Origin of the sequence: Pseudomonas sp. SMSB3, assembly GCF_052041965.1 — a bacterium.
GTDB lineage: Bacteria > Pseudomonadota > Gammaproteobacteria > Pseudomonadales > Pseudomonadaceae > Aquipseudomonas.
Window position 1 is genome coordinate 1 of sequence record NZ_JBKGGV010000008.1, and the last position, 25977, is coordinate 25977.

The following is a 25977-nucleotide window of genomic DNA, read 5'->3' on the forward strand; positions in this document are numbered from 1 at the left end:
GTCACAGGCGCCGAAACCCTCAAGCCATACAGCCCAGTTTGTTTCGGGCCAGTAACGCCTGTGGCAGGCGCACGCGACTGCCTTGCTGGTACGACGTGATATCGCGCCATGCACCAAGGCGTCCGCACGCAAATCCCCCAGGAAACAATGACCCGAAACAAACGTAGGAGCGAGCAAAGCTCGCGATGCGCCGCGCGGGCAGCGCGATGCCACAGGCGCCGAAACCCTCAACCCATACAGCCCAGTTTGTTTCGGACCAGTAACGCCTGTGGCAGGCGCGCGCGACTACCTTGTTGATACGACGTGATATCGCGCCATGCACCAAGGCGTCCGCACGCAAATCCCACAGGAAACATCGGCCCGAAACAAACGTAGGAGCGAGCGCAGCTCGCGATGCGCCGCGCGGGCGGCGCGATGTCACAGGCGCCACAACCCTCAAGCCATACCGCCCAGAAACAACAAAGGCGCCTGATCTTGCGATCAAAGCGCCTTTGAAAAAATATGGGGTGGACGATGGGAATCGAACCCACGACAACTGGAATCACAATCCAGCGCTCTACCAACTGAGCTACGCCCACCATGTAACAATATTGCGGTGTTGCGGTACAACTTACAGAAGCATGGTGCGGACGAAGAGACTCGAACTCTTACAGCTTGCGCCGCTGGAACCTAAATCCAGTGTGTCTACCAATTTCACCACGTCCGCGTAACGCTTAGAACAAAGGCGCCAATCCTGCAATCAGAGGCGCCTTCATTGAATATGGGGTGGACGATGGGAATCGAACCCACGACAACTGGAATCACAATCCAGCGCTCTACCAACTGAGCTACGCCCACCATATTGCACTACAGCACTACTTGCTTGCCCAGCTGCCTAAATGGCGCACCCGGCAGGACTCGAACCTGCGACCATCCGCTTAGAAGGCGGATGCTCTATCCAGCTGAGCTACGGGCGCTTAAGCTTAAAGCCTAACCGAACGAGGCCTTAACAGGTAACTGCTAAACCACTCATTCCGCCCGACTTCGCCAACCAGTGCTAGGCTGTGCCCGACAAGTGCGGCGAATCTTATAGGCGAGCCTCTAGGCCGTCAACACATTTCTCCAAAAAATTTAAATTATTGAAGGGGTTAGGGCATTTGCCCGACCACTCGCCTTTGCCCTCGAGCCATGTCGTGCGAGAATGCGCGCTCTTTATGGTTTCTTTCTCGATGGTTAATCACGCGTCTATGACTGCACACCTAATCGATGGCAAGGCGATCGCCGCCAACCTGCGCAAGCAGATCGCTCAACGGGTCGAGGAGCGCCGCCAGCAAGGCCTGCGCACGCCGGGCCTGGCAGTGATTCTGGTCGGCACCGACCCCGCCTCCCACGTCTATGTTTCGCACAAGCGCAAGGACTGCGAAGAGGTCGGTTTCATTTCCCAGGCGTTCGACCTGCCCAGCGATACCACGCAGCAAGCGCTCACCGAGCTGATCGACCGCCTCAACGACGACCCGGCCGTCGATGGCATCCTGCTGCAATTGCCGCTGCCGGCGCACCTCGACGCCTCCCTGCTGCTCGAGCGCATTCGCCCGGACAAGGACGTCGATGGTTTCCACCCTTACAACATCGGTCGCCTGGCCCAGCGTATTCCGCTGCTGCGCCCGTGCACACCGAAAGGCATCATGACCTTGCTCGAAAGCACCGGCCAGGACCTGTACGGCATGGACGCGGTGATCGTCGGCGCCTCCAACATCGTGGGTCGGCCAATGGCCATGGAGCTGCTGCTCGGTGGCTGCACGGTCACCGTATGCCATCGCTTCACCCAGGACCTGGCCGGCCATGTCGGTCGCGCCGACCTGGTAGTGGTGGCCGCTGGCAAGCCGGGCCTGGTCAAAGGCGAGTGGATCAAGCCAGGCGCCATCGTCATCGACGTCGGCATCAATCGCCAGGAAGACGGCAAGTTGGTGGGCGATGTGGTCTATGAGACCGCCCTGCCCCGCGCCGGCTGGATCACCCCAGTGCCAGGTGGCGTCGGCCCGATGACCCGCGCATGCCTGCTTGAGAACACGCTGTACGCCGCCGAAGAGCTGCACAAGTAACACAGCGCCCGATGAGAACGGCACCCCTGGCGGGTGCCGTTTTTTGCCCGCCTACTCGCCTTCGCCGCCTTGCTCCCTACCCTTGGCAAGCTGCTTGCACAGCTCTCGCGCAGCGCCGGCCATCGCACATCCTCCTTATCTTGCGCAAACGATACACGCACCGATCCAGAGCGTGGCCGCCGTCAATGCCCCATAACTGGTCAGACCGGTCAGGCCAAAAACCCTTGCAATATGGGATTTTTCGCGGTTCCATGACTGCGCGCTGAACAAACCGGTAAGACCACAATAATTAAGTCCTGCGCTCTTTCGCCCCGTGCGGCATCGAAGCAAGGACACCGATCTGAGATCTCTCCCATGCTCAAATGGTGCTCGCGTTCGATCTTCCTGCAAGTTGTGCTCGGCCTTGCTCTCGGCATTGCCTGCGGCCTCAGCTTCCCCGACCTCTCCCTGCAACTCAAACCCCTCGGCGACGGCTTCATCAAGTTGATCAAGATGCTCATCGGCTTGATCGTGTTCTGCGTCGTGGTCAGCGGCATCTCCGGCGCCGGTGACTTGAAGAAGGTTGGACGCATCGGCCTGAAATCGGTCATCTACTTCGAAGTGCTGACCACCATCGCCCTGGTCATCGGCCTGGTCTTCGCCTTTACCAGCGGTATCGGCAGCGGCGCCAACATTCACCTTGACCAGCTCTCCGCCGCCGATGCCGGCAGCCTGGCCGAGCGCGGCCAGCATCTGCATGGTGCTACCGCTTTCTTCATGGACCTGATCCCCACGTCGGTGATCGGTGCCTTCGCCGATAACAATATTCTTCAGGTGCTGTTGTTCGCCGTGCTGTTCGGCAGCGCCCTGAACCTGGTGGGCGAATCGGCCGCCGGTATTTCGCGGCTGATCAATGAACTGAGCCACGTGATTTTCCGCATCATGGGCATGATCGTGCGCCTGGCACCGATCGGCGTGTTTGGCGCGATCGCCTTCACCACCAGCAAGTACGGCCTGGAATCGCTGCAGCACCTGGGTGGGCTGGTGGCGCTGTTCTACCTGACCTGCGCCGGCTTCGTACTGATCATTCTCGGCACCGTGATGCGCGTGTCGGGCTTGAAGCTGCTGCCGTTCATCAAGTACCTGCGTGAAGAGCTGACCATCGTGCTGGGCACCGCATCCTCCGACGCCGTGCTGCCGCAGATCATGCGCAAGCTTGAACACCTGGGTATCGGCAGCTCGACCGTCGGGCTGGTGATCCCTACCGGTTACTCGTTCAACCTGGACGGTTTCTCGATCTACCTGACCTTGGCCATCGTGTTCATCGCCAACGCCACCGGCACGCCGTTGGAGATGACCGACCTGCTGACCATCCTCCTGGTGTCGCTGGTGACTTCCAAGGGTGCCCACGGCATCCCAGGTTCGGCACTGGTGATCCTGGCGGCGACCCTGACCGCGGTACCGGCGATTCCGGTCGTCGGCCTGGTGCTGGTGTTGGCAGTGGACTGGTTCATGGGTATCGGCCGGGCACTGACCAACCTGATCGGCAATTGCGTGGCCACCGTGGCGATCGCGCGCTGGGAAAAGGACATCGACCTTGAGCGCGCGCAGAAGGTGCTCGATGGCAAACCGGGCTTCGCCATGACGCCGCGCAAGCCAGCCAACCCCCATCAACAGGAATTCTGAGCGAACCCGGCCGGCGTTGTCGCCGGCCCTCGCAGGAGCGAACCGTGATCAGCTCATCGACCGTCGTCAACTCAGTGGTGGAAAAACTGCGCAAGGCCCTGGCCCGCGGCCAGTGGCGCTCTGGCGACATGCTGCCTGGGCAGCGCGAGCTGGCCGAGCAGTTGGGCATCAGCCGGCCGAGCCTGCGCGAAGCAGTGACCGTGCTGGAAACCCTGGGCCTGGTACGTTCGCTGCCGGGCAAGGGGGTGCTGGTGCTCGACGCCGAGGCACCGACCCAGGACCCCGCTGGCGAAGCCACCGCGGCGGCAAGCCTGGCCGATGTGTTGGAGCTGCGCTACACCCTCGAGCCGTTCATCGTCGGCCTGGTGGCGCAGTCGGCGAACAGTCAGGACATCGGGCAACTACGCCTGACCTTGATGGACATGCGCGAAGCCTTGGACGCCGATGACAGCGAAGCCGGGGTCAGTGCCTATATCGCTTTTCACGAAGCGCTGTTTGCCCTGACCACCAACCCGATCTTCCAGAGCGTGGTGCAACAGACCGGCAACGCCCTGAAGCAGAGCGCCAGCATGCTGCGCAATTCGCCCGAACACCTGGCCGCTCGGCTCAAGGAAAACGAAGCCGTGGTGCGCGCCATTCGCGATCGCAACAGCGCCCACGCCAGCGCCCAGATGCGCCAGCACATCCTTGCCGAGGGGCTGCGCATGGGCATCGAACTCAACATCCCGGACGATCACCCGGGCCAATGACCACAGGAGAGCGACCATGACCGCCTGCGCCCACGCCGCCCCCCGCCTGCCAGCCCTGCTCGCCGCTGGCGAAACGCGCCTTTCCGCCGAGCAGATCTACCCGCGCCTGTTCGATGCCATTCTCGAGCAGCGCCTGCCACCGGGCAGCCTGCTGCCTGAACAGGCACTGGGCAATGCCTTTGGTGTCAGCCGCACCGTGATCCGCCGAGTGCTCGGGCGGCTGTCCGACCAGCAGGTGATCGTGCAGCGCCCAAGCCACACCGCACACCTGGCTGCACCGGACCCAGATCAGGCGCGTCAAGTGCTCAGCGCCCGGCGCCTGGCCGAGACCACCTTGATCAGCTTGGCCGCCCAGCGCGCACGGCCTGCGCAGATCCGCCAACTGCGGCAATTGGTCGAACGCGAACGCCAGCATCATGAACGCGGCGAGCGCTGCGCCGCCATCCGTCTAGGCGGCGAGTTTCACCTCAAGCTTGCGCAGGTGGCTGCCAATGCACCGTTGGCGAGATTCCTCAATGGCCTGGTGCCGATGACCTCGCTGATCATCGCCCGCTACGAATCACCCTGCTGCGAGCACTGCGCCTGGGAGGAACACGCGGCGATCATCGATGCGCTGGAGGCTGCTGATGCACGGGCGGCGCTGGCATTGATGCACGATCACCTCGATCGGCTTGAGCAAAAGCTCGACCTTGGCGGCTGAGCGCTGCTGGCCTTGAGCGGCGAGCGTGAAGCGCGCTGGCGCGGACTTCAGTGGCGCCTTGCTCTCAGGCACGGGCCATGGCCGCGGTGGGCAAGCCGAAGATCCGGTCGAACGCCCAGTTGTAGGCGAAGGTGTAACACGGCACCAGAATGATGAAAGCCAAGTCAACCACGAACGCCTCGACCAAGGTCATGTCCAGCCACCAGGCAATCAACGGAATCAGGTACACCACCAGGGTCAACTGAAAGCCGATGGCGTGGGCCACGCGTCGCGCCACGCTGCGCCCGCGCTTGGTCTGGCCGCTCTCCCAGCGCTCGAACAAGCTGTTGTAGATCAGGTTCCACAGCATGGCGATGCTAGTGATCAGCACCGCCAGCGGGCCGGTATGCGACGCCTGGGTATCGGACAGATACGCCAACCCCAACGTCGACATGCACAAGCCGATCAATTCATAGAACGTGACATAGACCAATTTACGTTTGACGCCCTGCACGGATTACCTCAAGTGGTGGAATAGCAAGGCAGCAATCGTGCTTCAATCGGCTTGACAGGAAAAGTAGGCAGCCATCAGATTGACTGACAGGAGGCTGCCATGAACTTTTCCAGCGATAACATCCAGCTGTTTCTAGCGGTGCTCGACCGCGGTTCGTTTTCCGCTGCCGCACGCGCACTGCACCGTGTTCCCTCCGCCGTGAGCATGGCCATTGGCAACCTCGAGGCTGAGCTGGGCTACGCCTTGTTCGAACGCGGTCCGCGCGAGGTGCGGGCCACGGCTCAGGCGCGAGCGCTTGAACCCCATGCCAGGCTGATTGCCGAGCAGCTCGGGCTGCTGCAGGTGCATGCCCTGGAACTCTCCCAAGGGCTGGAGAGCAGCCTGAGCCTGGCTGTGGTGCCGGATATCGACCATCTGCCGCTGATGGCTGCGATTGCCGATCTGGGTGCGCGCTATCCATTACTCGATATCCAAGTGCTCAGTGCGCCGCAGGAGGACGCCTTGCACCTGCTCGACAGCGGCCGCGTCGACCTGTGCCTGGCGTTCGCCGGACTGCACGTCGACCCACAGCGCAGCTTTCAGCACGTCGGCCTGGAGTCGCTGGTCGCCACACTGGCGCCTACGCATCCAGCCTTGGTCGAAGGCCGCATCCGCTACCTCGAAGACTTGGTCAACGTGCGCCAGATCCTGGTGCGCAGCCGAGATCTTCCGCTGCTCGACCCACGTCCCTTGATCGGCGCAACGCACTGGTCCACCGACAGTTTCGACCTGGCCTTGCAGATGGTCGAGGCCGGCCTCGGGTGGGGCGATCTGCCGCTGGCCAGGGTTGCGCCGCTGATCGACAGCGGGCGCCTGGTACGCCTGCGGTTCGGCAACACGCGCAATGAGTTGCAGCTGCCGGTTCACGCCTTTTGGCGCAAGCAGCAACCGCTACGGCAAGGTGCGCGCCTGCTGATCGAGTTGATGGCCAGCAAATAGTCCACCGTCCGTCGCGCAACGGCGCAAAAATCCGTAGCCGTATCAACCTTTTAACAGCCAGGCCGATACCCAGGAGACCGGTTCCGCGTTCCGCCACAAGCGCGCGCGGCCCTCCCCTCCATGGCTCAAGGTCTCGAAACATGAACCTGAAATTCCGCCACAAGATCCTTCTCAGCGCCTGCGGTGTCGTGGTGCTGGCCTTTGCCCTGTTCACGCTCTACAACGACTATCTGCAACGCACCACCTTGCGCCAGAACATCGAAGCCTCGGTGCAGCAAGCTGGCGCGCTGACGGCCAGCAGCGTGCAGAACTGGATGAGCGGGCGCATTCTGGTCATGGAAAACCTGGCGCAGGACATCGCCGAACAAGGCGCAGGCGCAACCCTCAATGGGCTCATCGAGCAGCCAACCTACGCCAAGAACTTCCTCTTCACTTACCTGGGGCAAGCCAACGGCACCTTCACCCAGCGCCCCGATTCACAAATGCCGCCTGGCTACGACCCACGCCAGCGGCCGTGGTACAGCACGGCGGTCACGGCCGGTCAAACTGCGCTCACGCCCCCTTATCAAGGCGCCTTGGGCGATTTGATGGTGACCATCGCGGTACCCGTGAAAAGCAAGGCGGGTGGTGAGCTGATGGGCGTGGTGGGCGGCGACCTGACCCTCGACACCCTGGTGCAGATCATCAACTCGGTGGACTTCGGCGGCCTCGGCCACGCCTTCCTCGCCGACAGCACGGGCCAAGTCATCGTCAGCCCGGACAAAGCCCAGGTGATGAAAAACCTCGACGACATCTACCCCGGCAGCGGCTTGCGCGTGGTCACCGGCATGCAGGATGTCACGCTCAACGGCGAAGAGCGGCTGATTTCGTTCGCCCCGGTGGCCGGCTTGCCGTCAGCGCAGTGGTACATCGGCCTGTCGATCGATAAGGACAAGGCTTACGCGGCGCTCAGCCAATTCCGCACGTCGGCGATCATCGCCATGCTCATCGCCGTGGCGGCCATCGCCCTGCTGCTCGGTTTGCTGATTCCGGTGCTGATGCGCCCGCTGACCACCATGGGTCGCGCCATGCGCGACATCGCCGAAGGAGAAGGCGACCTGACCCGGCGCCTGGAAGTGCAGCACCAGGATGAATTCGGTGAACTGGCAAGCTCGTTCAACCGCTTCGTCGAGCGCATTCATACCTCGATCAGCGAAGTGTCCTCGGCCACCCGCCTGGTGCATGACTTGTCGGAGAAGGTGGTGAACGCCTCGAATGCCTCGATCATTGGCTCTGAAGAGCAAAGCATGCGCACCAACAGCGTGGCCGCCGCAATCAACCAGCTGGGCGCCGCCACCCAGGAGATCGCCCGCAATGCCGCCGATGCTTCGCAACACGCCAGCGGCGCCAGCGAACAGGCCCACGGGGGGCGTGAGGTGGTGGACCAGGCTATCCATGCGATGACGGCGTTGTCGCAACGTATCAGCGAGTCGTGCGAGCAGATCGAGACGCTCAATGCCAGCACCGATGAAATCGGCAAGATCCTCGATGTGATCAAGGGTATTTCGCAGCAGACCAACCTGCTGGCGCTCAACGCCGCGATCGAGGCGGCGCGCGCCGGTGAAGCCGGGCGCGGCTTTGCCGTGGTCGCCGATGAGGTGCGCAACCTGGCCCATCGCACCCAGGTGTCGGCCGAAGAGATCCACCGCATGATCACCAGTTTGCAGGTGGGTTCGCGCGAAGCGGTGCACACCATGAACACCAGCCAGGTGTCGAGCGAGCAGACGGTCCAAGTCGCCAATCAGGCCGGCGAGCGTCTGGCCAGCGTGACCCTGCGTATCGGTGAAATCGACGGCATGAACCAGTCGGTGGCCACCGCCACCGAGGAGCAGACCGCCGTGGTCGAGAGCCTGAACCTGGACATCACCCAGATCAACGCGTTGAACCAGCAAGGCGTGGAAAACCTCAACCAGACCTTGCAGCACTGCGACGCCCTGGCCCAGCAAGCCGGCCGCCTCAAACAGCTCGTCGCCACCTTCAGGATCTGACGGCGCCGCAGGCTGCAAGCTGCAAGAAAAAAGCGGGGCGGTGCTGGACTCGACATCTCGAATCCCGCACCGCCCCGCTCTTGCTTTTAATTGGAGCTCGCAGCTTGCAACGTGCAGCTCCCAAGGGGCGCAGTTATAACCTAATAACGAACAATTCTATTTAGCTATATGAACAATCTATATGCTGGCAGGCATCCGATAACGGGCAAAGCTGGGCAGTCGAGTAGCGTATGGATGTAGGTTCTTTCGGTTTCACCATTGCCGGACTGGTGGTGGGCTTCATCGTTGGCATGACCGGCGTTGGCGGCGGTTCGCTGATGACACCCATTCTGCTGTGGTTCGGCATCAATCCGGCCACGGCCGTAGGCACCGACCTGCTGTACGCGGCCATCACCAAGGCCAGCGGCGTCTGGGTGCATGGCAAGCAGAAGAACATCGACTGGAAAATCACCGGCCTGCTTAGCCTCGGCAGCGTTCCTGCCGCAGCGCTGACCCTGTGGTTCCTCAGTACCCTGCATACCGACACCAGCGCACTCAATGCCATCATCAAGCAAGGCCTGGCCGTGGTGCTTATTCTCACGGCCCTGGCCATCCTGTTCAAATCGCGCTTGCAAGCCTTTGCCAACCGTCACGCCGGCGATCATTACCACCTCAGTGATCGCAGCCTCAACACCCTGACCGTACTGACCGGCGTGGTGCTGGGAATCATGGTCACCCTCACCTCGATCGGTGCCGGTGCGCTGGGCACCGTGGCGCTGTTTCTGCTCTATCCATTTCTCGCTACCCGCCGCCTGGTCGGCACCGAGATCGCCCACGCAGTGCCGTTGACCTTGGTGGCCGGCATCGGCCACGCGGGAATGGGCAACATGGACTGGTCGCTGCTGGGCTATTTGTTGCTGGGTTCGCTGCCGGGCATCTACATGGGTAGCCACCTGACCGGGCGGATTTCCGATCGCGTGCTGCGTCCTTGCCTGGCCGGCATGCTGCTGCTGATCGGTTACAAATTGGCGTTCTGATCAGCACACGGCGCTTGCTCAGCCCAGGCGCAAGCGCCATTGCCCAGTGAAGCTCAGCGTCACCCGTGACAGTGGCAACACATCGATGCGCAGCGCAGCTTCTTGCGCGCAATCCAGCACCGAGGCCAAGGCGGCGCGAATCACCCAAGGGTGAGTGACGGCCAACCAGTCTCCCGGGCTATCGAATGCCTGCAACCAGCCCTGCACACGGGCGCACACTTGCTCAAACGACTCCCCGCCGTGGGGCGCGCTGGAGGGATCGGCCAACCAGCGCGCCAGCGCGTCAGGCTGTTGCGCCTGCAGCTGTTTGAGCGCCAGCCCCTGCCAGCAGCCAAGATTGCAATCGGCCAACGCGGGGACAATTGGCACAGCGGGCGCCAGCCATTGAGCGGTTTGCGTGGCGCGTCGTTCGGGAGCGCTGAGCAGGCGCACAGCGGCTTCAGGCCGCAGCGGTGAGTCGTCGCTCAGCAGAGGGTCATCAGGCCGCGCCAAGCAGCCGTTCTTCTGCGCGAGAGTCAAGGCGTGGCACAGCAAGGTCAGGCGTATGGCTTTCACCGGCGGAGAAATCTCTGTGCAAAAGACCCATTGGTTTACCACGCCAGGGATATTTTTACTGCAACAAAGTCATGGCACAGCGCGGCGGTGGGTTATTATCCTACGCCCACTTAGGCAATCTGCCGTCAGAGCGCTTTACATGCCCAGCCGTACCTGCGACGCCAATCCTTTGCTCAACGCCTTGCGCGAACACACCCGCGACAGCCACAAAGCCTTGGAAGCGCGCCTGCCGTTTTTCGCTCCTTCGTTCGATACCGCTGCCTATCGCCGCCTGCTCGAGGCCTACTATGGCTTTCATGCTCCTCTGCAAGAGCAGCTGCATGACTATCAAGGCCCTGAGCGCAGCAAGATCCCCACGTTGCGCCGCGACCTGCAGGCACTCGGCCTGACCCAGACCGACGTCGAAGCTTTGCCGATCTGCCAGGCGCTGCCCGTGATCGACGGCCCACCCGCTGCGCTTGGTGTGATGTACGTGTTGGAGGGCTCGACCCTGGGCGGCCAGGTGCTCAAGCGGGCCATGGCCGAGCGCCTGGGCCTGGACGCTGAAAACGGCTGCGCGTTCCTCGATGTGTATGGACCGTTGACCGGCAGCCACTGGCGCAGCTTCCTCGAGCGGCTGGCCCACGCCTCGGTGTTCCCGGCCGATCAGGCCGTGACGGTGAAAGCGGCTGTCGATACCTTCAGGCTGTTCGAGCGCTGGCTCGCTCACTGTGATGTGCTGCTTGCGCGCTGAGTCTTGCGGCACCCTGTCACCGTGATCCAGCCGCGCCGCTTTCGCCAAGGCCCCTGCAGGCTGAGCCGGCAGGGGTTGCCAGAGGCCCCCTGCGCGTGCTTCAGAAGGTGATGTTCAGCGCCGCGAACAGCGCTCGCCCAGGCTGGTTGTAGGTATTGGCACCGGAGCTACTGGCGTTGCCGCCCCGCAGAATCTGCTTGTCGAACAGGTTGTTCACGCCCACCCGCACATCGTAGTGGGCATTGAATTTGTAACCTGCGCTGACATCGACCAGGCCGTATGCCTCTACATCCTGCTGCGCTTGCAGGTCATAGTCCTGCTCGGTGCGGTAGTTGTAGGTCGGCGATTTCTGCTTGCCGAAATAGGTGCCCGAGAGCTGCAGCGACAGCTTGTCGGTGGCCTGCCAATCCAGGGTGCTGTTGACGGTGTACTGCGGAATCACCGACAGCGGCTCGCCGGTTTCGCGGCTGTCGTTGTCGAGCATCCAGGTCAGGTTGGTGTTCCAGTCGAGGGTCGGCGTGAGAGCGATGAAGACATTGCCCTCCAGGCCTTCGACCCGAGCCTTGCCGGCGTTATCCCACTGGGTGACGCGACTGCCCGAACCGATGGTATAGAGCACTTCGGTATCACCGATGATCTTGTTCTGGTAGTCGTTACGGAAGTACGTGGCGCTGGTGCGCCAGGTGCCACGGTCGTAGAGCAGGCCGATTTCCTTGTTGACGCTGATCTCCGGCTTGAGGTCGGCGTTGCCCTGCAAATAGCAGCCGCCATTGTTGCTTTGTTGCACGCTGCAGCCATTGCCCCGGCTGTAGAGCAGGTAGTTGGGATTGGACTGATAGAGATTGGGCGTCTTGTACGCGCGGGCGATACCGCCCTTGACCGACAGCGCCTCGGTCAGCTCATGCGACAGGTTCAAGCTGGGGCTGAAGTTGTCGCCGAAGGTTTCGTGGTGATCGAAGCGCAGGCCAGGGGTGACGGTGGTGTCACCGACGACGATGTTGTCTTCGATGAACAGGGCGTAACTGCGCGCGTTGATCTTCGAGCTGCTGCGGTCGAAGCCAATGAGGCCACCAGCGGAGGGATCCGAGCTTTGTGCACGCAAGGAGCCTTGGTCGTTGAGCGCTTCATAGAGGTATTCGCCGCCCAGGGTCAGCACATGCTCGGTGGCGCCAGCGGCGAATGGCAGGTTCACCTCGCTGCTCAAGCGCGTGTTGCGCAGGCGCGACATGGCCGCTCCTTCCTGGTTGGGCGCGCCCTCGGTGCGCCCCGCCAGGCCCTCGTTGAGCCGCCAGTTGCGCACGTACTCGTAAGCCAGGCTGGTCTTGCTGGTGCCCCAGGTGAAATCGCCCAGGTGAGTCAGGTCGTAGGTGCTGCGCTGCATGACGTTGGTTTCATGGCCATACAGGCTGGAGACGAACTCGACATCGCCACCGCCGTTGCTGTTCATGGTGTCGCCGGCAAAGATGTTGCCCTGGCGGCTGTAGCCGGCACTGGCCTCGAAACGATGCTGGTCGTTCAGCCTCCAGCTCAGCAGGCCGTTGAGGTCCTTGTTGCGTACACCTTCGCGTCCGGCGACCAGGTCGCTGGTGGCATGCCCGGCGTTGATGTCGAGATCGTCGGCATCGCTCTTGGCCAGGCCCCCGTAGAGGCGAACACCCAGGTTGTCGGTCAGCCCGCCAGCGAGGTTGAAATTGGCCCTGCGGCTGGCGCCCTCGGCGCTGTCTTGTGGCAGCTGGGTGAACAGGCTGACGCTGCCCTTGAGCGCGTCGGTAGGACGCTTGGTGATGATATTGACCACCCCGCCCATGGCCCCGGAACCGTAGCGCGCCGCCGCCGGGCCGCGCAGGATCTCGATGCGCTCGACCGCCTCGGCTGGCACCCAGTTGGTTTCGCCGCGGGTATCGCGATCGCCGTTCCAGCCATAGCGCACGGCATTGCGCGCGCTGGAGGGTTTGCCATCGATGAGGATCAGGGTGTTTTCCGGGCCCATGCCGCGCAGGTCGATCTGCCGGTTGTTGCCGCGCGCCCCGCTGGCGCTGTTGCCGGTGAGGTTGACGCCAGGTTCGCGGCGGATCAGCTCGGAGAGGTCGTTGGCCGGTGGATGACGCTTGATGTCCTCGGCGGTGATCACCGAGCTGCCGAGTGCCTGGCGCGCTTCGCGCTCGGCGGTGACCAAGGTGTCTTCGATCACCAGGGCATTATCGGCCAACGGCAGTTCCAGGCCCGCCCCAGCTTCCGGCGTGACGGGTCCGCCAGCACTGCTGGCCATGGCCGGCGAAGCCAGCGCTAGCACGGCCAAGGCCAGGCCGTTGGTTGTTCTGGACGACATCGATACTTCTCCCTGCGATTGATGAGCGAACGACAAGCCTTCAGGCTGAGGCTTCCAGGGATGGGAAATATAAAGATTCTCAAATGGGTTTAAATCTTATTTACGAACTTTACATGTTTGTAACCAAGCTTTGCGCAGGTCAGCGACGCTCGTCAGGCGTGCCAGGGAACGCCGCGCTGGTCGCCGCCGTCTACAGTCACCTCTGCCCCTCCACTTGCCGAGAGTCGCCCACCCCATGCTGCCTGCCGCCCTGATCTTCCTGTTCACCTTGACCCTGGTCATCTGGCAGCCCAAGGGCCTCGGGGTCGGCTGGAGCGCCACCCTGGGGGCGGTGCTGGCGCTGTTGTTCGGCGTGGTGTCGCTGAGCGACATCCCCACGGTCTGGGCAATCATCTGGAACGCCACCGGCACCTTCATCGCCCTGATCGTCATCAGCCTGCTGCTCGATGAAGCAGGCTTTTTCGAGTGGGCCGCGTTGCACGTGGCGCGCTGGGCGGGTGGCAATGGCCGGCGTCTGTTCGCCTTCATGGTGCTGCTGGGCGCGGCAGTCTCGGCGCTGTTCGCCAATGACGGGGCGGCGCTGATCCTCACCCCGATCGTCATGTCGATGCTGCTGGCCCTGCGTTTCACCCCGGCTGCGACGCTGGCCTTCGTCATGGCCGCAGGCTTCATCGCCGATACCGCGAGCCTGCCGCTGGTGGTTTCGAACCTGGTGAACATCGTTTCGGCGGATTACTTCGGCTTGGGCTTCAACGCCTACGCAGCGGTGATGGTGCCGGTCAACCTGGTCGCCGTGGCCGCCACGTTGCTGGTGCTGTGGGTGTACTTTCGCCGCGACATTCCTGCCCGCTACCCGCTGCAGGCACTGAAGCTGCCGGCCCTGGCGATCCGCGACCGCGCCACTTTCCGGGTCGGCTGGCTGGTGTTGCTGGGCTTGCTGGCTGGCCTGTTCGTCCTGGAGCCCCTGGGCATTCCGGTCAGCGCCGTGTCCGCTGCCGGCGCGCTGGTGTTGTTCGCGGTCGCCGCGCGGGGCCGGGTGATCAAGACCGGTCGGGTGATGCGCGAGGCACCCTGGCACATCGTGGTGTTTTCGCTGGGCATGTACCTGGTGGTCTACGGGCTGCGCAACGCCGGCCTGACGGACTCGCTGACCGGCGTGCTGAACACCCTCGCCGGCCAGGGCGTATGGGCGGCGTCGCTGGGGACCGGAGTGATCGCCGCGCTGTTGTCCTCCGTGATGAACAACCTGCCCAGCGTGCTGATCGGCGCCTTGTCGATCCACGCCAGCGAAGCGCAGGGGGTGGTGCGCGAGGCCATGATCTACGCCAATGTGATCGGCTGCGACCTCGGCCCGAAAATCACCCCGATCGGCAGCCTGGCCACCTTGTTGTGGCTGCATGTGCTGGCGCGCAAAGGGGTGACGATTGGCTGGGGCTACTACTTCAAGGTCGGCGTGTTGCTGACCGTGCCGGTGTTGCTGGTGACCTTGGCGGCATTGGCGTTGCGGTTGAGCATGTAGGCTAGTCCGGGCCGCTGGACAACCCGGCACAGCCTTCGAAGACGTTAGGCCAATACCTCCTGCTGACGCAGCACCCAGCCACCCTGCCCGTTCACCTCCAGCTTATGGGTATGCAAGCGGGCCAAGGTGCTGCGGTGGCCGACGCTCACCAGCAAGGTGTCTGGCAGCTCATGGCGCAGCAATTCGTACATTGCCTGTTCCAGCCCCTCGTCCATGGCCGATGTGGACTCGTCGAGAAACACCACCTGCGGCCGGTTGTAGAGCACCCGGGCGAACGCCAGGCGCTGCTGCTCACCCACCGACAGAATGCTCGACCAATCACCGTCGACGCTCAGCCGATCCGCCAGGTGCGCGAGGTTGACCGCACGCAATGCCTGCTGCATGCGCGCTTGATCCCCCGCCTGACTGTCGGCTGGGTAGGCAATGGCTGCGCTCAGGTCGCCCAATGGCAGGTAGGGACGTTGCGCCAAAAACAACGCTTGGGTACCCGCAGGGCGCTGTACCGTGCCCTCGGCGTACGGCCAAAGCCCGGCCAGAGCGCGTAGCAGGGTGGTCTTGCCACTGCCCGATGGGCCTTTGATCAGCAGCGCCTGGCCTGCGTGCAAACGCAGGTCGAGGCCGGTGATCAAGGCATGGCCGTCTGGACGCCTGACCTGCAGGCCAACGATGTCCAACCCCTGCGCTTGTGCCTGGGTGTCGACCCGCGGCAAGGCGCTGGCCAACTGGTTGGCGTCCATGAAACCGGTCAAGCGATCGAGGGTGGCGCGGTACTGGGCGAAGGTGTCGTAGGACTCACGGAAGAACGATAGCGAATCCTGCACCTGGCCGAAGGCCTGGGAGGTCTGCATCACATCGCCGAGCTTGATCGCTCCGCTGAAAAAGCGCGGCGCCTGTAGCATGAAGGGAAACACCACGGCCACCTGGCTGACGCCCAGGTTGAAGCCGCTGAACTTGAGGTTACGAAACACCAGCGCCCAGACGTTGCCGATCAGCGCGGCGAAGCGCCCGAGCAGGGTCGCCCGCTCCACCGGCGCCCCCTGGTAGAAGGCGATGTTCTCGGCGTTCTCGCGCAGGCGCATAAGCGCATAACGGAAATTGGCGGTGAGTTTTTCATTGAGAAAATTCAGGCGAATCAACGGCTGACCCAGGCGAAAGGCGATCCAGGTCGCGATCAGCACATAGATGTAAACGGCAAACACCATAGCCCGCGGAATTTCATGCCCCGCCACCGCCAGCGGCGCTGACAAACCCCAGAGAATGCCGGTGAAGGCCACCAGCGATACCAGCGCCCCGACCGCACCCAAGGCCAGGGACACGGAGGTGGAGACGAAGGCGTTGACGTCCAGTTCGATACGCTGGTCAGGGTTGTCCACCGGCTCTGCGAGAAAGCGGCCGCGGTAGTAGGCATCGTCTGCAAGCCACTGGCCGGTCAGGCGCTCGGTCAGCCACACCCGCCAGCGAATGCTGAACGCCTGGGTCACATAGAAGCTGAACAATGAGCGCAACACGTGCACCGTGGCCAGCACCGCGAACACCCCGAGCAGGTACCAGAACGCGGTTTGGTCGAGCGCCTGCAGCGCACTGTAGAAACCGTTGTACCAAAACGAGAACAGCACGTTCATGCGCACCGAGACCAGCGTCAGCACCAGCAGCAGAGCGAACACCAACAGCGGACGCCAACTGCGCCTGAAGGTGAAGTACGGCCCGGCCAGTTGCCAGAACTGGCGGCCCCACTGCGTGTAGCGCACAGCCAAGGTGGCGGCGGCGAGAAAACCGACCAGGGTGATGAGCGAAGCGATGGCAAGCCAGCTCAGGCTTTGCTGCAAGGCCTGGTGCCAGTTCATGTTCATAGCGAGTATCCGTGACGACTGATTGCGCGAGCGTAGCACTGCGCAATCCGTCGCCCGGCATACATGACGGACATTTCATGTTGCGCTACCGGCCCCGGCGTGGTGCCCAGGGCCGGCAGACCAGCGCATCAGCCAAGCGCCTCCACCACTTTGCCATCCACCGCCTGCTCGCCGTGCTCGGCCATCCACTCGCCCAGCTGGCGGCGCATCGCCGGCGTCCAGAAACTCTGCAGGTGCTGGCGCACCCCCTGCACCGCCAGCGCCCGGTCCGGCTCGCTGTCGAAATAGTGGGCGATCTGATTGGCCATCTTGACCAGATTGTCGCTGCTCATCGGCGTACCTCGGCTTTTTCCGCGGTGCGACGCTCCTTGAGCAAGCGTCGCTGTTCGTCACTGAAGTCCTGGTAGCGCTTCTGCCATTCGGACGGATGGAACACCTTGACCACCTCCACCGCAGTGACCTTGTATTCCGGGCAGTTGGTGGCCCAGTCAGAGTTGTCGGTGGTGATCACGTTGGCCCCGGACTCGGGGAAGTGGAAGGTGGTATACACCACCCCGGGCGCTACCCGCGCGCTGACCTTGGCGCGCAGTACCGTCTGCCCGGCGCGGCTGCCAATGCCGACCCAATCGCCGTCCTGAACGCCGCGGCTCTCGGCGTCGCTTGGGTGGATTTCCAGGCGGTCGGCGTCATGCCAGGCGGTGTTGCCGGTGCGCCGGGTCTGCGCGCCGACGTTGTACTGGCTGAGGATGCGCCCGGTGGTCAACAGCAACGGGTAGCGGCTGTTGACCTTCTCGTCGGTGGGGACGTAGCCGGTCAGCATGAAGCGCCCCTTGCCGCGCACGAACTGCTCGATGTGCATGGTCGGGGTGCCGTCGGGCGAGGCTTCGTTGCACGGCCATTGCAAGCTGCCATTGCGCTCGAGCTCGGCGTAGCTGACGCGGTGGAAGCTCGGCGTCAGGCGTGCGATCTCGTCCATGATTTCGGACGGATGCCGGTAGCTCATCGGGTAGCCCAAGGCATTGGCCAACGCCACCGTGGCTTCCCAGTCCGCCTTGCCTGCCAGCGGCTCCATGACCTTGCGCACCCGCGAGATGCGCCGTTCGGCGTTGGTGAAGGTGCCGTCCTTCTCCAGGAACGAGCTGCCCGGCAGGAACACGTGGGCGAACTTGGCGGTTTCGTTGAGGAAGATGTCCTGCACTACCACGCATTCCATCGCCAGCAGGGCTGCGGTCACGTGCTGGGTGTTGGGGTCGCTCTGGGCGATGTCCTCGCCCTGGCAGTACAGCGCCTTGAAGCTGCCATCGAGCGCCGCTTCGAACATGTTGGGGATGCGCAGGCCCGGATCCGGTTGCAGGGTGACGCCCCAGGCCTGCTCGAACTCGGCGCGAACGCTTTCGTTGGAAATATGCCGGTAGCCTGGCAGCTCGTGCGGGAATGACCCCATGTCGCAGGAGCCCTGCACGTTGTTTTGCCCCCGCAGCGGGTTGACCCCTACGCCTTCGCGGCCGATGTTGCCGGTGGCCATCGCCAGGTTGGCGATGCCCATCACTGCGGTACTGCCCTGGCTGTGTTCGGTAACACCCAAACCATAGTAGATCGCCGCGTTGCCACCCGTGGCGTAGAGCCTGGCAGCGGCGCGAATCTGCTCGGCAGGTACGCCGCAGACCGGCGCCAGTACCTCGGGCGCATTGTCAGCCAGGCTGACGAACTCGCGCCAGCGGGCGAAGGCTTCGGTCTCGCAGCGCGCATCGATGAACGACTGGGCCAGCAAGCCTTCGGTGACGATCACATGGGCCAGGGCGTTGAGCATGGCCACGTTGGTGCCGGGCCGCAATTGCAGGTGCAGCTCGGCGCGGGCATGGGGCGAGTCGACCAGGTCGATGCGCCGTGGGTCGATGACGATCAGCCGGGCGCCTTGGCGCAGGCGGCGTTTGAGCTGTGAGCCGAACACCGGGTGAGCGTCGGTGGGGTTGGCGCCGATCACCAGAATCACGTCCGCGTGCATCACCGAATCGAAGCTCTGGGTGCCGGCGGATTCACCCAAGGTCTGCTTCAGGCCATAGCCGGTCGGCGAATGGCATACCCGCGCGCAGGTATCGACGTTGTTGTTGCCGAACGCCGTGCGCACCAGCTTCTGCACCAGGTAGGCTTCCTCGTTGGTGCAGCGGCTGGAGGTGATGCCACCGATGGCGTCGCGCCCGTACTTGAGCTGGATGCGGCGCAGCTCGCTGGCGGCGTAGGCCACCGCCTCGTCCCAGCTGACCTCTTGCCACGGGTCTTCCAGGCGCTTGCGGATCATCGGCTTGGTGATGCGGTCCGGGTGCGTCGCATAGCCCCAGGCGAATCGCCCCTTAACGCACGCGTGGCCATGGTTGGCCCCGCCATTTTTGTCCGGGACCATGCGCACCAGCTGGTCGCCCTTCATCTCGGCGCGGAACGAGCAGCCGACCCCGCAATAGGCGCAGGTGGTGATCACTGCACGCTCGGGCTGGCCGATCTGCACCAGGCTCTTTTCCGTGAGCGTGGCAGTCGGGCACGCCTGCACGCAGGCGCCGCACGACACACATTCGGAACTCAGGAAGTCATCGCCGCCAGCCGCCGCCACCCGCGACTCGAAGCCGCGCCCGGTGATGGTCAGGGCGAAAGTGCCTTGGATATCTTCGCAAGCGCGCACGCAGCGGCTGCAGACGATGCACTTGCTCGGTTCATAGTCGAAATACGGGTTGGAAACGTCCTTGTGCTCGGCCAGGTGATTGGCGCCGTCGTAGCCGTAGCGCACTTCACGCAGGCCCACCTGGCCGGCCACCGTCTGCAGCTCGCAGTTGCCGTTGGCCGAGCAGGTCAGACAATCCAGCGGGTGATCGGAGATATACAGCTCCATGACGTTGCGGCGCAGGTCGGCCAGGCGCGAGGTCTGCGTGCGCACGACCATGCCTTCGCTGACCGGCGTGGTGCAGGAAGCCGGGTACCCGCGCATGCCCTCGATTTCCACCATGCACATGCGGCACGAGCCGAACGCCTCGAGGCTGTCGGTGGCGCACAGCTTGGGAATGCTGGTGCCAAGCAGCGCGGCGGCACGCATCACCGAGGTGCCGGCCGGTACGCTGATGCTGCGGCCATCGATGTTCAGGCTGACCTGCACATCGCTGTCGCGGGCAGGGGTGCCAAGATCGGTTTGCGGATCGAAGTAATTGATCATCACTGCGCGGCCTCCGTGGTGGTCAGCCCGAAATCGGCGGGGAAATATTTGAGCGCACTGGCCACGGGGTAGGCCGTCATGCCGCCCATGGCGCACAACGAGCCGTACTGCATGGTGTCGCACAGGTCGCGCAGCAGCAGGGCCTGGTCATGCCGCTCGGTGAAATCGCTGCTGGCGATCAAGCGGTCGACCACCTCCATGCCGCGGGTCGAGCCGATGCGGCACGGCGTGCACTTGCCACACGACTCCTCGGCGCAGAACTGCAAGGCGAAGCGCGCCATGCTGGCCATGTTCAGGGTGTCATCTGCGACCACCACGCCACCATGGCCGAGCATCGCGCCCATGGCGGCGAAGGCCTCGTAGTCCAGCGGTGTATCGAAATGGCTCGGTGGCACCCAGGCCCCCAGCGGGCCACCGACCTGGGCGGCCTTCAGTGGCCGGCCGCTGGCGGTGCCGCCGCCGTAGCCTTCGACCAGCTCCCGCAGGGTCAGGCCGAAGGCCCGCTCCACCAGGCCACCGTGGCGAATGTTGCCGGCTAGCTGGAACGGCATGGTGCCTAACGAGCGGCCCATGCCGAAATCGCGGTAATAGGCCGCGCCCTTGGCCAGGATGATCGGTACCGAAGCCAGGGTCAGCACGTTGTGCACCAGCGTCGGCAGGCCGAACAGGCCCTGTAACGCAGGCAGCGGCGGCTTGGCGCGGACGATGCCGCGCTTGCCTTCGAGCGACTCGAGCAGGGCGGTTTCCTCGCCGCAGATGTAGGCCCCTGCCCCGACCCGCACGTGCAGGTCGAAGGCCAGGCCGCTGCCGGCGACGTTGCTGCCCAGGTAACCGGCCTCACGGGCGATGGCCAACGCTTGATCGAGCACGCGAATGGCGTCCGGGTACTCCGAGCGCACGTAGATGTAGCCGGTGTCTGCGCCCACAGCCAGACCGGCGATGATCATGCCTTCGATCAGCAGGAAAGGGTCGCCCTCCATGAGCATGCGGTCGGCGAAGGTGCCGGAATCGCCTTCATCGGCGTTGCACACCACGTACTTCTGCCCTGCCCCGGCGTCGCGCACGGTGCGCCACTTGATGCCAGCAGGAAACGCCGCACCGCCGCGCCCGCGCAGGCCGGAGTCGAGCACGGCGGCGACCACCTCGGCACCGGCCAGCGCCACGGCCTGCTGCAAGCCTTCGAAGCCGCCATGGGCGCGGTAATCGTCCAGCGACAACGGCCGGGTAATGCCGGCGCGGGCGAACAGCAGGCGCTGCTGGGATTTGAGATAAGGCATCTGCTCCACCGGCCCGAGGGCCAGCGCATGGCTGGCAGGCTCAGTGGTCAAGGCATCGAGCAGTGAAGGCACGTCTGCAGCGGTAAGCGGGCCGAAGCCCAGCCGTCCGCTGGCACCGTCACACTCCACCAGCGGCTCGAGCCAGTAGAGCCCGCGCGAACTGGTGCGCTGGATGTCCAGGGGCAACTGCCGGCGCTCAGCTTCGAGCCGCAGCGCGTCGGCCACCTGATCGGCGCCGACGGCCCGGGCGACCGAGTCGCAGGGAATGTACAGCTTCAGCATGTTTCACCCTCCAGGCAGCCAGAGACCAGCGCGCGCAAGCGTTCCGGGGTCAGGCGCGCATGCACCTGGCCGTCCAGCTCCAGGGCCGGCGAGCAGGCGCAGGCGCCCAGGCAGTAGACCGGGCGCAGGCTGATCGCACCGTCGGCGCTGGTACCGTGGTCGTCCAGCGCCAAGTGTTCGCGCAGCTGCGCGGCCAACGCCTCGCTGCCGCGGCTCTGGCACGACTCGGCACGGCACAGGCGCAGGGTGTGGCGAGCAGGCGGTGCGGTGCGAAAATCATGGTAGAAGCTGATCACGCCATGCACTTCGGCAAGGCTGAGGTTCAGGGCGTGGGCGATGTCCGCGACAGCGGCCTCTGGAATGAAGCCGATGGCGTCCTGGATCGCATGAAGGATCGGCAGCAACGCGCCGGGGGTATCCTTCTCGCGAGCCAGGATACTCTGGACGACGGGCAGGTGAAGCAGTTCATCAGGCATACAGCGGACCTCGGCATCACGGACCCTGCCTGAATTGTTGTTGAGGGCAGGTATCCGGCGTGTTCTGCTGCGGCACACCGGCCACGTCACGGCGTCGTGGGCACGGGCACCTCCTTGCCGATGGGCGTGCGTCTGCGCGCACGGCGCTCATGGGCATCCATCAAGCATGGCATTTGTGGGGGTATTCGGTTGCATGCGAACGACCAGGCGCATTCTGAAACCGACCTGCGGTCAGCTTACCTGGAAATCTGTAGGAAACAGCGTCACGCCAAGCGAGGTGGTGAAGGTCATCGCCCCTTGCTCGTCCTGCTCGAGGGAATACAGCACGAATTCGCGACGCTCGAGCAGCCCGGTGTCACGCGCATACAACATCGACTGGTGCGCAATGCCATAACGCCCGTCGGGGCTTTTCACCTGCTCGTGCAGCGCGACCCAATCCGCCTGCCCCTGCCCCTGGCACCATTGCCGGGAATACAGATAGCCATCGTGCTCGCAGATCGGCAAGCCAATCTGCGAGCCGGCACCGATCAGTGCCTGCACATGCGCCTGATCCTGCACGGCAAGGGCGCTGTGATAGCCGAATAGCACCGTGTCGCCGGGCTGCTCGCCTTGCATCAATACTTGCAGCCAATAGTCCTCATCGTCGAGGTAGTAACGCAGCAGACGCAGCGATTGGCCGAGGTCCACTTCGCCGGTCGCCCATACGGTTTCAGCGCCAGGAACTTGCAGCTGGGAATAGCCATCGAGCTGAGCGGGCAGCGCCTGGGCAGGCGCGAAGATTGCGCCACTGCGCAAATTGAACGGCGCACTGGCCGAGATGGAAAGCGACATGAAAACTCCCTGAGGTCGCAGCGATCCTTGCTGGGGGCGACACCTTAACGGCTTTCAGGGGCGGAGCCAATGTTGAATGTTTTACTGAATTTCGTTGGCGAGCTGTGAAAAGTTGTCGGTATGGGAGCAGTCGAGCGCACACGGCACTTGCATCAGGGTTGCCTGGTCAGCCCAGCGCAAGGACGTTGTCAGGATCTGCATGCGTGTGTAGTCACGCACCTTGCAGCTGACAAGCCTTGCGCTCTCGGTGGCGCTAATCGGCAAATTGGTCAACGCGTATCGCTACAGCGCGTTGCATTCAAGTCCGCAAGCCAACCCCTCCCTCACATCAGGGCTCAGAAATCGTCCGGTGGGCTCTTCTCGAATTTCCACTCTGTGTGCTTCCTGGCCTGATGAAAACCCTCGCAGTAATGAACAAACTCATTACGATCAGATTCCTTGGAAAGACTGGCCAGGATTTGTTCGTAGGTGCTGCCTGAGCAATTTTTCTCGTTCGGGGCAGGTACTTTCTCATCGGCATTGGCCGACACGCTACACGCCAGGATAATGGCTGCGGAAATTTGTACGATAGGCTTCATAACATCCTCATTCATCACTCAGAGCAATCCAGTACTCTGATCATCTAGGCGCGAGTGACAGGAGCTTTCGCCCCGTCGCGCCTCGCAGTTTACAGGGGTCTCAGACCCCGCCGGCATCATACCGATTGGGTCGAGCGCACTCCAGCTAGCCGCTTCTGGCCTTCGGCCCACCCGCCTCCCGGTACTCATCCAGATCTTCCCCGCCGCAGCCTGTTTACGGGCGAACCTGTGGCTCTCTTGGTAGACTGTCGCCTTATGGCAGTTGATACGGATCCAAGCTGCGCTGCTGATGAAGCACGCCGCCTGCATGCTCAGTCCGATCGCTGTGATGAACATTGGTACCCAGTCTGGTTCGATGGGTACAAGCTGCCAAAGCGCTTGGTAAAAATGCCCTACGCCCGTAAATCGGTACAGAAAACGTTGAACGAAATCACTGCACAATCACGCCCCGAAGCGGCAATCACCCGCCCTGAGCCCTCCCGTCGCTTCAGCGTTGCACCCATGATGGACTGGACCGACCGCCACTGCCGGTTCTTCCTGCGCCTGCTCTCCAAGCACACCCTGCTCTACACCGAGATGGTCACCACCGGCGCGCTGCTGCACAACGATGCCGAGCGTTTCCTGCGCCACGACATCGCCGAGCACCCGCTGGCCCTGCAGCTCGGCGGAAGTGTACCGGCCGACCTGGCCGCCTGCGCCAAGCTGGCCGAGGCGGCGGGGTATGACGAAGTCAACCTCAACGTCGGCTGTCCGAGCGATCGGGTGCAGAACAACATGATCGGTGCCTGCCTGATGGCCCACCCGGGGTTGGTCGCGGACTGCGTGAAGGCCATGCTGGATGCGGTGGCGACGCCGGTGACGGTCAAGCATCGAATCGGCATCAACGGCCGCGACAGTTATGCCGAGCTGTGCGATTTCGTCGGCCAGGTGCGTGACGCGGGCTGCCGCAGCTTCACCGTGCATGCACGGATTGCGATCCTCGAGGGGCTGTCGCCGAAGGAAAACCGTGAAATTCCGCCACTGCGCTACGACATCGCCGCGCAGCTCAAAGCAGACTTCCCGGATTTGGAGATCGTGCTCAATGGCGGGATCAAGACGCTGGACGCGTGCCAGACGCACCTGCAAAGCTTCGATGGCGTGATGCTCGGGCGTGAGGCGTATCACAATCCCTACCTGCTGGCTGAGGTCGACCAGCAGCTGTTCGGCAGCCTGGCGCCTGTAGTCTCGCGCAGCGAAGCGCTGGCGCAGTTGCGGCCTTACATCGTCACGCATATGGAAAACGGCGGCGCGATGCATCACATCACCCGGCACATCCTGGGGCTTGGCCAGGGCTTCCCTGGGGCGCGGCGGTTCCGTCAGTTGTTGTCGGCCGACATTCACAAAGCGGCAGATCCACTGAAGGTGTTCGATCAAGCGGCGCTGTTGATGGAAGGACGCTAGATCAAGCGGTACCCAGCGCCCGGCTTTGCGGGTGCCCGCCGGTAATGTCTGCTCGGCTCATGGAACCTCGGCACCCCAGCTGACTCGAATCCTCACCATTGGCAGAACCCCTCGCCTGACCGCCCTCTTGAGCGGCCGTCGGGCCTCGGGTAATGTCGAGTAAATGCACAGGACAGAGCACGCCATGACCTCCAAGCTGGAACAACTCAAGCAGTTCACCACCGTGGTCGCCGACACCGGGGACCTGGATGCCATCACCCGCCTCAAGCCGGTCGATGCCACCACCAACCCGTCGTTGCTGCTCAAAGCCGCCGACATTGCCGGTTACGCCGACCTGCTCAAGCAGGTCAAGAGCGAGGCGAAGGGCAATGTCGATCTGGCCTGCGATAAATTTTCCGTGGCGGTAGGGTCGGGCATCCTCAAGGTCATTCCCGGCCGCATCTCCACCGAGGTGGATGCGCGACTGTCCTTCGACGAACCCGCGCTGCTCGCCAAAGCTCGCCAGCTGATCGATCTGTACGAAGCCGGTGGCGTGTCGAAGGACCGCGTGCTGATCAAGCTGGCCTCGACCTGGGAAGGCATCCGCGCCGCTGAAAAGCTGGAGAAAGAAGGCATCCAGACCAACCTCACCCTGTTGTTCTCCTTCGCCCAGGCCCAGGCCTGTGCCGATGCTGGCGTATTCCTCATCTCGCCGTTCGTGGGCCGCATCTATGACTGGTACAAGAAAAGCACCGGTCAGGATTACGTCGGCGCCGACGATCCAGGCGTGCAGTCGGTAACGCGCATTTACAACTACTACAAAGCCAATGGCTACGACACCGTGGTCATGGGCGCCAGCTTCCGCAATGTTGGCCAGATTGAGCAGTTGGCCGGCTGCGACCGCCTGACCATCAGCCCGGATCTGCTCGACAAGCTGAGCAATGACCAGGGTGAACTGCCGCAGGTGCTCAAACCTGGTAGTGCCGGCGAGCCCAAGCACGTCCTCAATGAAAGCCAGTTCCGCTGGGCAATGAACGAAGATGCCATGGCCACCGAGAAGCTCGCCGAAGGCATCCGCCAGTTCGCGCGCGACCAGGAGAAGCTGGAAAAAGTCATGGCCGAAAAAGGCTGATACATCTGTGGTTTGCCAGACGGGCGGAAAATGTTCAGCATTTTCCGCCCGTTTATTTTTGCCGGCTGCAAACGTTGTGAACTAACGC

21 protein-coding genes, 4 tRNA genes and 1 pseudogene are annotated in these 25977 nt (G+C 63.2%); 12 read left to right on the forward strand and 14 right to left on the reverse strand.

What is annotated here, in order from left to right:
• Positions 1-502: 502 nt before the first annotated feature.
• From ACLEJW_RS14275 to ACLEJW_RS14290, 4 genes are all read right to left on the reverse strand, one after another.
• Positions 503-578 (reverse strand) — tRNA-His (locus ACLEJW_RS14275).
• A gap of 43 nt (positions 579-621) precedes the next feature.
• A tRNA-Leu gene (locus ACLEJW_RS14280) sits at positions 622-706 on the reverse strand.
• Positions 707-761: 55 nt separating this feature from the next.
• Positions 762-837, reverse strand: a tRNA-His gene (locus ACLEJW_RS14285).
• Between the two features lie 42 nt (positions 838-879).
• Positions 880-956 (reverse strand) — tRNA-Arg (locus ACLEJW_RS14290).
• Between the two features lie 270 nt (positions 957-1226).
• Here ACLEJW_RS14290 and folD point away from each other — a divergent pair.
• The 4 genes from folD to ACLEJW_RS14310 all read left to right on the forward strand — a co-directional run bounded on the left by folD (position 1227) and on the right by ACLEJW_RS14310 (position 5195).
• Entirely contained in the window at positions 1227-2081 is an 855-nt protein-coding gene (folD, locus tag ACLEJW_RS14295; protein WP_145181984.1) for a bifunctional methylenetetrahydrofolate dehydrogenase/methenyltetrahydrofolate cyclohydrolase FolD, read from the forward strand.
• 354 nt (positions 2082-2435) lie between these two features.
• Entirely contained in the window at positions 2436-3746 is a 1311-nt protein-coding gene (locus tag ACLEJW_RS14300; RefSeq protein WP_145181981.1) for a C4-dicarboxylate transporter DctA, read from the forward strand.
• Positions 3747-3790: 44 nt separating this feature from the next.
• Positions 3791-4495, forward strand: coding sequence for a FadR/GntR family transcriptional regulator (locus tag ACLEJW_RS14305; protein ID WP_145181978.1), 705 nt, complete (start codon positions 3791-3793; stop codon positions 4493-4495).
• 16 nt (positions 4496-4511) lie between these two features.
• Positions 4512-5195, forward strand: coding sequence for a GntR family transcriptional regulator (locus ACLEJW_RS14310; protein WP_313459492.1), 684 nt, complete (start codon positions 4512-4514; stop codon positions 5193-5195).
• Between the two features lie 64 nt (positions 5196-5259).
• Here the strand turns inward: ACLEJW_RS14310 and ACLEJW_RS14315 are convergent, their stop codons facing one another.
• A complete protein-coding gene (locus tag ACLEJW_RS14315; RefSeq protein ID WP_313646737.1) occupies positions 5260-5688 on the reverse strand; it encodes a PACE efflux transporter in 429 nt (142 codons plus the stop codon).
• A 99-nt stretch (positions 5689-5787) separates the two neighbouring features.
• Here ACLEJW_RS14315 and ACLEJW_RS14320 point away from each other — a divergent pair, with 99 nt between their 5' ends.
• The 4 genes and pseudogenes from ACLEJW_RS14320 to ACLEJW_RS14335 all read left to right on the forward strand — a co-directional run bounded on the left by ACLEJW_RS14320 (position 5788) and on the right by ACLEJW_RS14335 (position 9709).
• On the forward strand, positions 5788-6666 hold the full coding sequence (locus ACLEJW_RS14320) for a LysR family transcriptional regulator (RefSeq protein ID WP_440777782.1): 879 nt from the start codon (positions 5788-5790) through the stop codon (positions 6664-6666).
• Between the two features lie 140 nt (positions 6667-6806).
• A pseudogene (locus ACLEJW_RS14325) lies at positions 6807-7835 on the forward strand (HAMP domain-containing protein); the annotation flags it as partial.
• A gap of 117 nt (positions 7836-7952) precedes the next feature.
• The gene (locus ACLEJW_RS14330) at positions 7953-8693 is read left to right on the forward strand and encodes a methyl-accepting chemotaxis protein (protein ID WP_371921218.1); all 741 of its coding nucleotides are present in this window, start codon (positions 7953-7955) and stop codon (positions 8691-8693) included.
• A 230-nt stretch (positions 8694-8923) separates the two neighbouring features.
• Positions 8924-9709, forward strand: a complete 786-nt coding sequence (locus ACLEJW_RS14335) for a sulfite exporter TauE/SafE family protein (RefSeq protein WP_145181964.1) — start codon at positions 8924-8926, stop codon at positions 9707-9709.
• 18 nt (positions 9710-9727) lie between these two features.
• Here the strand turns inward: ACLEJW_RS14335 and ACLEJW_RS14340 are convergent, their stop codons facing one another.
• A complete protein-coding gene (locus ACLEJW_RS14340; protein ID WP_145181961.1) occupies positions 9728-10264 on the reverse strand; it encodes a histidine phosphatase family protein in 537 nt (178 codons plus the stop codon).
• 139 nt (positions 10265-10403) lie between these two features.
• Between ACLEJW_RS14340 and ACLEJW_RS14345 the strand changes: the two genes are divergently transcribed.
• Positions 10404-10997: a biliverdin-producing heme oxygenase gene (locus ACLEJW_RS14345; RefSeq protein ID WP_313645850.1), complete on the forward strand. Its 594-nt coding sequence runs from the start codon at positions 10404-10406 to the stop codon at positions 10995-10997.
• Between the two features lie 100 nt (positions 10998-11097).
• Here the strand turns inward: ACLEJW_RS14345 and ACLEJW_RS14350 are convergent, their stop codons facing one another.
• Positions 11098-13326: a TonB-dependent siderophore receptor gene (locus ACLEJW_RS14350; protein ID WP_440777783.1), complete on the reverse strand. Its 2229-nt coding sequence runs from the start codon at positions 13324-13326 to the stop codon at positions 11098-11100.
• A 235-nt stretch (positions 13327-13561) separates the two neighbouring features.
• Between ACLEJW_RS14350 and ACLEJW_RS14355 the strand changes: the two genes are divergently transcribed.
• The gene (locus ACLEJW_RS14355; RefSeq protein ID WP_145181952.1) at positions 13562-14845 is read left to right on the forward strand and encodes an arsenic transporter; all 1284 of its coding nucleotides are present in this window, start codon (positions 13562-13564) and stop codon (positions 14843-14845) included.
• Between the two features lie 44 nt (positions 14846-14889).
• On the opposite strand, the gene ACLEJW_RS14360 is transcribed toward ACLEJW_RS14355, so the two are convergent.
• The 7 genes from ACLEJW_RS14360 to trbK form a co-directional block, all read right to left on the reverse strand.
• Positions 14890-16695: an ABC transporter ATP-binding protein/permease gene (locus ACLEJW_RS14360; RefSeq protein WP_440777784.1), complete on the reverse strand. Its 1806-nt coding sequence runs from the start codon at positions 16693-16695 to the stop codon at positions 14890-14892.
• Between the two features lie 128 nt (positions 16696-16823).
• Entirely contained in the window at positions 16824-17027 is a 204-nt protein-coding gene (locus ACLEJW_RS14365) for a formate dehydrogenase subunit delta (protein WP_145181946.1), read from the reverse strand.
• Positions 17024-19894 carry a formate dehydrogenase subunit alpha gene (fdhF, locus tag ACLEJW_RS14370; RefSeq protein WP_313302071.1) on the reverse strand — a complete coding sequence of 957 codons (2871 nt, stop codon included), beginning with the start codon at positions 19892-19894 and terminating at the stop codon, positions 17024-17026. Before fdhF ends, ACLEJW_RS14365 begins: the two co-directional genes overlap by 4 nt.
• Entirely contained in the window at positions 19894-21453 is a 1560-nt protein-coding gene (locus ACLEJW_RS14375; protein ID WP_313459512.1) for a formate dehydrogenase beta subunit, read from the reverse strand. Before ACLEJW_RS14375 ends, fdhF begins: the two co-directional genes overlap by 1 nt.
• Positions 21447-21929, reverse strand: a complete 483-nt coding sequence (locus ACLEJW_RS14380) for a formate dehydrogenase subunit gamma (protein WP_313302076.1) — start codon at positions 21927-21929, stop codon at positions 21447-21449. Before ACLEJW_RS14380 ends, ACLEJW_RS14375 begins: the two co-directional genes overlap by 7 nt.
• Before the next feature lie 231 nt (positions 21930-22160).
• Positions 22161-22760: a DUF2491 family protein gene (locus ACLEJW_RS14385; RefSeq protein ID WP_313302079.1), complete on the reverse strand. Its 600-nt coding sequence runs from the start codon at positions 22758-22760 to the stop codon at positions 22161-22163.
• 335 nt (positions 22761-23095) lie between these two features.
• Entirely contained in the window at positions 23096-23338 is a 243-nt protein-coding gene (gene trbK, locus ACLEJW_RS14390) for an entry exclusion lipoprotein TrbK (protein WP_145181932.1), read from the reverse strand.
• A gap of 387 nt (positions 23339-23725) precedes the next feature.
• Between trbK and dusA the strand changes: the two genes are divergently transcribed.
• Positions 23726-24778, forward strand: a complete 1053-nt coding sequence (dusA, locus tag ACLEJW_RS14395; protein ID WP_409520684.1) for a tRNA dihydrouridine(20/20a) synthase DusA — start codon at positions 23726-23728, stop codon at positions 24776-24778.
• Between the two features lie 184 nt (positions 24779-24962).
• The gene (gene tal, locus ACLEJW_RS14400) at positions 24963-25889 is read left to right on the forward strand and encodes a transaldolase (protein WP_440777785.1); all 927 of its coding nucleotides are present in this window, start codon (positions 24963-24965) and stop codon (positions 25887-25889) included.
• Positions 25890-25977 lie beyond the last annotated feature (88 nt).